Genomic DNA, 682 nt, shown 5'->3' on the forward strand with positions numbered 1-682 from the left:
AAATCGTAGCCTGTCAGACATTATTGAAAATTATTTGAAAATAATTACTAAAGAAGAATCTGATAATAAAAGTTTAAAATTAAATTCAGCGGTAGAGTCACTCAAAGGTTCTTTTAAAATGCCAAAAAATATGGATTATAAAAAAGAACTTGGAAATCGTTTGGAAAAAAAATATTTATAAATGGATAAAGTTCTTATAGATACAGATGTAATTCTTGATTTCTTCTTTGACAGACAGCCTTTTGCAGAGTATTCAGCGGGGATTCTAAATCTTTGTGCNNGGATATACAACTCCTGTGATAATTTCAAATGTTTATTATCTACTTAGAAAAACTGCAAAACACGAAATTATTATTGAAAAGATAAAACAACTTTTAAATATAATCGATATCGTTAAAATGGATAAAAATGCAGTAATAAACGCCTTAAATTCCGATTTTAAAGATTTTGAAGATGCTCTGCAAAATTTTTCAGCAATGGAAAATGGACAAATAAAAATTATACTTACCAGAAATTTAAAAGATTTCAAAAAGAGTGAGTTGGCTGTTTTAACTCCTGAAACTTATCTTAAGGGGAAAGCCAGTGGCTCACACCGCATAAAGTCAATGTGGGTTTTTATAGTTTGCCCAAAGTTCTGTGTCTTTTTATTATGTCACTTCTACTTATTTATCTATTTTTAGGT

At 28.5% G+C, this 682-nt stretch carries 1 protein-coding gene and 1 pseudogene; both read left to right on the forward strand.

Going from position 1 to position 682, the window contains the following annotated elements:
• Positions 1–181, forward strand: a 181-nt coding sequence (locus FGM02_RS17985) for a DUF6364 family protein (RefSeq protein ID WP_243739460.1), incomplete at its 5' end; no start/stop codon positions are given.
• A pseudogene (locus FGM02_RS17990) lies at positions 182–584 on the forward strand (type II toxin-antitoxin system VapC family toxin); the annotation flags it as partial. It lies immediately after the preceding gene.
• Positions 585–682 lie beyond the last annotated feature (98 nt).

The organism is Flavicella sediminum (assembly GCF_006381105.1).
Classification (GTDB): Bacteria; Bacteroidota; Bacteroidia; order Flavobacteriales; family Flavobacteriaceae; genus Flavicella; species Flavicella sediminum.